This is a genomic window from Streptomyces sp. B1866, from assembly GCF_031932565.1.
Lineage (GTDB): Bacteria > Actinomycetota > Actinomycetes > Streptomycetales > Streptomycetaceae > Streptomyces.
The window spans coordinates 1-4,615 of sequence record NZ_JAVSCF010000367.1 but is presented as its reverse complement, the minus strand read 5'-3'; the positions used below and the strand labels follow the sequence as shown (position 1 = coordinate 4,615).

At 75.8% G+C, this 4,615-nt stretch carries 1 protein-coding gene and 1 pseudogene; both read right to left on the bottom strand.

Features of this window, described 5'->3' with window-relative positions; genetic code table 11:
- Positions 1–1,706: pseudogene (locus tag RKE29_RS28070) on the bottom strand (type I polyketide synthase); the annotation flags it as partial.
- 58 nt (positions 1,707–1,764) lie between these two features.
- On the bottom strand, positions 1,765–4,615 hold a 2,851-nt coding region (locus tag RKE29_RS28065), incomplete at its 5' end, for a type I polyketide synthase (RefSeq protein WP_312008493.1).

Sequence of the window (4,615 nt, the reverse complement as noted above, 5' to 3'; positions counted from 1 at the left end):
GGGCCATTGCGAGCCCTGGCCGGGGAACACCAGCACCGGACCGTTCGGGACCTCACCGCGCACCACGCCGGAGACCACGCTGGCGGCGTCGACGCCTTCGACCAGATCCTTCAAGGCTTCGGCGAGTTGTCCGGTGTCGTGTCCTCGTACGACGGCGCGGTGGTCGAATCGTGTCCGTCCTGCCAGTGCCGCCGCAACCTCGGCAGGCTGGGGCTCCGGGTGGGCGAGTACCCAGTCCCGTAGCCGGGCTGCGGGACCACCCCGCCCACACCCGGCGCCGCCCCGACCGCGCCGTCCTCACCGGGCGGCACGACGGCGGGCGGCGCCTCCTCCAACACCACATGCGCGTTGGTGCCACTCGCGCCGAACGAAGAGACGCCGGCGCGACGCGGGCGGTCCGAGCGCGGCCACGGCACGGACTCGGTCAGCAGCTCGACATCGCCGGACGCCCAGTCGATGTGCGGCGACGGTTCGTCCACGTGGAGGGTGGGTGGCAGTACGCCGTGCCGCATGGCCATGACCATTTTGATGACGCCCGCCACGCCTGCGGCGGCCTGGGTGTGTCCGATGTTGGACTTGACCGATCCCAGCCGGAGCGGCCGTCCGGCGTCCCGCCCCTGCCCGTACGTGGAAAGCAGCGCCTGGGCCTCGATGGGGTCGCCGAGGGTGGTGCCCGTGCCGTGTGCCTCCACCACGTCGACGTCCCCGGTGGACAGTGCCGCGCTGGCCAGGGCCTGGCGGATGACGCGTTCCTGGGAGGGGCCGTTGGGGGCGGTGAGTCCGTTGGAGGCGCCGTCCTGGTTGACCGCCGAGCCGCGTACGACCGCCAGCACCCGGTGGCCGTTGCGCACCGCGTCCGACAGCCGCTCCACCACGAGCAGGCCCGCGCCGTCGGACAGGATGAACCCGTCGGCGGCGGCCGCGAAGGGCTTGCAGCGGCCGTCGCGTGCCAGGCCGCGCTGACGGCTGAAGTTGACGAAGGTCTCCGGCGTGGACATCACCGTCGCGCCGCCCGCCAGAGCGAGGTCGCACTCGCCCGACCGCAGCGCGTTCGCCGCGAGGTGCAGGGCGACGAGCGACGCCGAGCACGCGGTGTCGACCGTCACCGCCGGGCCTTCCAGGCCCAGGACGTACGCGACGCGCCCGGCGAGCAGGGAGGCGCCGTTGGCCATGCCCAGTGTGCCGTCGCGGCCTTTCGCCGTCCTGGCGAGAACGGCGGTGTAGTCGAGAGTGTTGATACCGGTGTAGACGCCGGTGGGGCTGCCGCGCAGCGCGGCCGGGTCGATGCCCGCGCGTTCGAACGCCTCCCAGGAGGTCTCCAGCAGCACCCGCTGCTGCGGGTCCATCGCGGCTGCCTCACGCGGCGAGATCCCGAAGAACTCGGCGTCGAAGCCGGCGGCGTCGTCCAGGAACCCGCCCTCCGTCACGTAGGAGGTGCCGGGGTGGTCGGGGTCGGGGTGGTACAGCGCGTCGAGGTCCCAGCCCCGGTCGGCGGGGAACGGCCCGATGGCGTCCCCGCCGTCCGCCACGAAGTCCCAGAGGAGTTCGGGAGTCGACAGCCGGCCGGGGAAGCGGCAGGCCATGCCCACGATCGCGATGGGCTCCCGGCTCCGCTCCTCCAGCTCCCGTACCCGGCGGTGCGCGTCGCGGGCGTCGGCGACGGCACGCTTGAGGTACGAGCGAAGTTTCTCTTCCGACTCGGCCACGTCTACTCCGACTCCTCGATCGAACGGTCGTGCTCGCTGAGATGGCGGGTCCGCCGGATCACTCGAAGCCCCCGTCGACGAGCGAGAACAGCTCGTCGTCAGTGGCCGCTTGCAGGTCGTCCGCGTCCGCGTCGCCGCGGGGGCCCGCCTGGCCGGTCGTGGTGTCGCACAGCGCCAGCAGTGCCCGCAGGCGTTGCGCGATGCGGTCGCCGGCCCCGTCCTCGGAGAGCACCGCGGGCAGTGCCGAGTGCAGCCGGTCCAGGTCGGCCAGCACCGGGGTCGCCGCCGACAGCGCGTCGGCGAGCTGCTGAAGCATGTGGCGGGTCAGGCTCACCGGGTTCGGGAAGTCGAACACGAGGGTGGAGCGCAGGCGGATGCCCGTGCCGCGCACGAGGCGGTTGCGCAGTTCCACCGCCGTGAGCGAGTCGAACCCGACCTCCTTGAAGGCCCGTTCGGGCGCGACCTCCTCGACTCCGGTGAAGCCGAGGACCGCCGCCGCCTGGGCGCGTACGAGGGCCAGGAGTTCGCGTTCGCGCTCCTCCCCGGGCAGCGTGACGAGCCGGCGTACGTACGTCGCCGCGTCGGCGTCGTCCGGGTCCCCGGCGGGGCGCGCCGCCGCGCGCGGGTCCGGCTCGCGGACCAGGTCCCGTACCGGGCCGAGGGCCGCGCCGGGGCGCGTACGCAGCGCCGCGAGGTCGAGCCGGGCGAGTACGGGCACGGGGGCGTCGAGGCGCAGGGCCGCGTCGAAGAGGTCCAGCGCCTCGGACGCCGACAGCTCCACCAGGCCGGCCGGGACCTCCCCGCCCCCGCCGGAGGCCGCGACGGCGGTCGGCCCCCAGGCGAGCGACACGGCGGGCAGGCCGCGCGCCCGCCGATGGACGGCCAGCGCGTCCACGAAGGCGTCCGCCACGCCGGTGGCGCCGCGGCCCGCCGCGGCCGGCACGTCGGCCGCCGAGGAGAACGTCACGAAGAACGCCAGATCCTGGCCCGCGGTCAGCTCGTGGAGCGCCCACGCGGTACCGGCCCTGGTCTCCAGCGCGTGGTCGAGCCGTCCGGGGCCCGGCGGCCAGGGCCCGTCGTCCTGGTCGGGCCCGGCCGCGTGGACGACGCCGACCAGCGGGTGTGCGGCGTCGATCGCCCGCAGCACGGCGGCCAGCGACGCGCGGTCTCCCGCCGCATACGAGGCGACGTCGACGTGGGCCCCCGCGTCGGCCAGCCGGTCGGCCAGCCGCCGAACCCGGTCGGTGCCGTCGGCGCTCCGGCCCCCGTGGCAGGCCAGTACCAGCCGCCGGACCCCGTGTACGGCGACGAGGTGCCCGGCCACCGCCGCGGCGAGGTCGCGATCCGCGCCGGTGACCAGCACGGTCCCGCGCCCCGCGGCCCCGTCGCCTGCCGCACCGGCGCGCCGCCGGCCCGACGGAGCCACCCTGACCAGCGAGGGTACGAACACCCGCCCGTCGCGCACGGCGAGTCGCGGGTTCCCGGCGAGCGGCAGCGTCGGCAGGACGGCCGCGGAGGCCGGGGCGTCGTCCACGTCGACCAGGACGATCCGGTCCGGATGCGCGGCCTGAGCGACGCGCACGGCCCCCCACACCAGGGCCTGCGCCGGATCGGGTTCGGCGGCGTGGCCGTCGACCGCGACCGACCGCCGGGTGACCACGACGAGCCGGGCGTCGCCGAGCCGCGCGTCGCCCACCCACGCGGCCAGCCGCGCCGACACCTCGGCCGCCGTACGCCCCGTCGGACGACCCGGCCCGGCGGCGGGCCCGTCCTCGAACGCGCGGAGCACGGCGCCGTCCGGCAGCGGCTCGCCCGCCGCGGCGGCGGCGCCGAGCGCCTCCGGGCTCGCCACGCTGTCGGCGATGTCCAGCCCGGTGAGCGCGCGCGTACCGAGCAGCACGAGCCGCGCGCCGCCGCCGTCCGCGTCCGCGTCCGCGTCCCGGACGGGGTTCCACCGCAGCCGGAAGAGCGCGTCGCGGTGCACTCCGCCACCGGCGGCGCGCAGCTGCTCGGCGGAGATCGGGCGCACCGCCAGCGACGCGACGACGGCCACCACGCGGCCCGACTCGTCGGCGACGTGCACCGACCTGGCACCCTCGCCCACGGGGGCGGACCGCACCCGCAGCCTCGTCGGGCCGGCGCCGGAGAGGCGTACGCCGTGCCAGGAGAACGCCACGCTGACGCCGTCGGAGGCGTCGGCGTCCACCTGCTGGGTCTGGACGGCGGCGTCCAGCAGCGCGGGGTGCACGGCGAACCGCTCGGCGTCCCGCTCGTGGTCGGGCCCGGGGGCGAGCTCGGCGAACAGCTCGTCCCCGCGGCGCCAGGCGGCCCGCAGCCCCTGGAAGGCCGGGCCGTAGTCGACGCCCGTGCGCCTCAGCCGCTCGTAGAAGTCGTCCACCGGGAGCGGTACGGCCCCGGGGGGCGGCCAGGTGGTGAGGTCGGGCGTGTCGGGGTCGGGGTCGGTGTCGTGGGTGTGGGTGAGGGTGCCGGTGGCGTGCTGGGCCCAGGAGGCGTCGGCGGGGGCGTCTACGGGCTGCGAGTGGATGGTGATCTTCCGGAAGCCTGTCGTGTCGGGGGCCGCCACGGCCACTTGCAGGCGGACGCCATCGGTGTCGGGCAGGACGAGTGGGGTGTGCAGGGTCAGCTCGTCGATCAGGGGGCTGCCGGTCTCGCTGCCCGCGCAGGACGCGAGGTCGACGAAGACCGTGCCCGGCACCATCACCGTGCCCAGCACCACGTGCTCGGCGAGCCAGGGGTGGGTGGTGAGGGAGAGGCGTCCGGTGAAGAGCACGCTGCCGTCGTGGGCGGACTCCACGGCGGCGCCGAGGAGGGGGTGCTTCGCGGATGTCAGGCCGAGCCTGGCCGGGTCGCCGGACGACGCGGAGGGTTCGATCCAGTAGCGGTGGTGT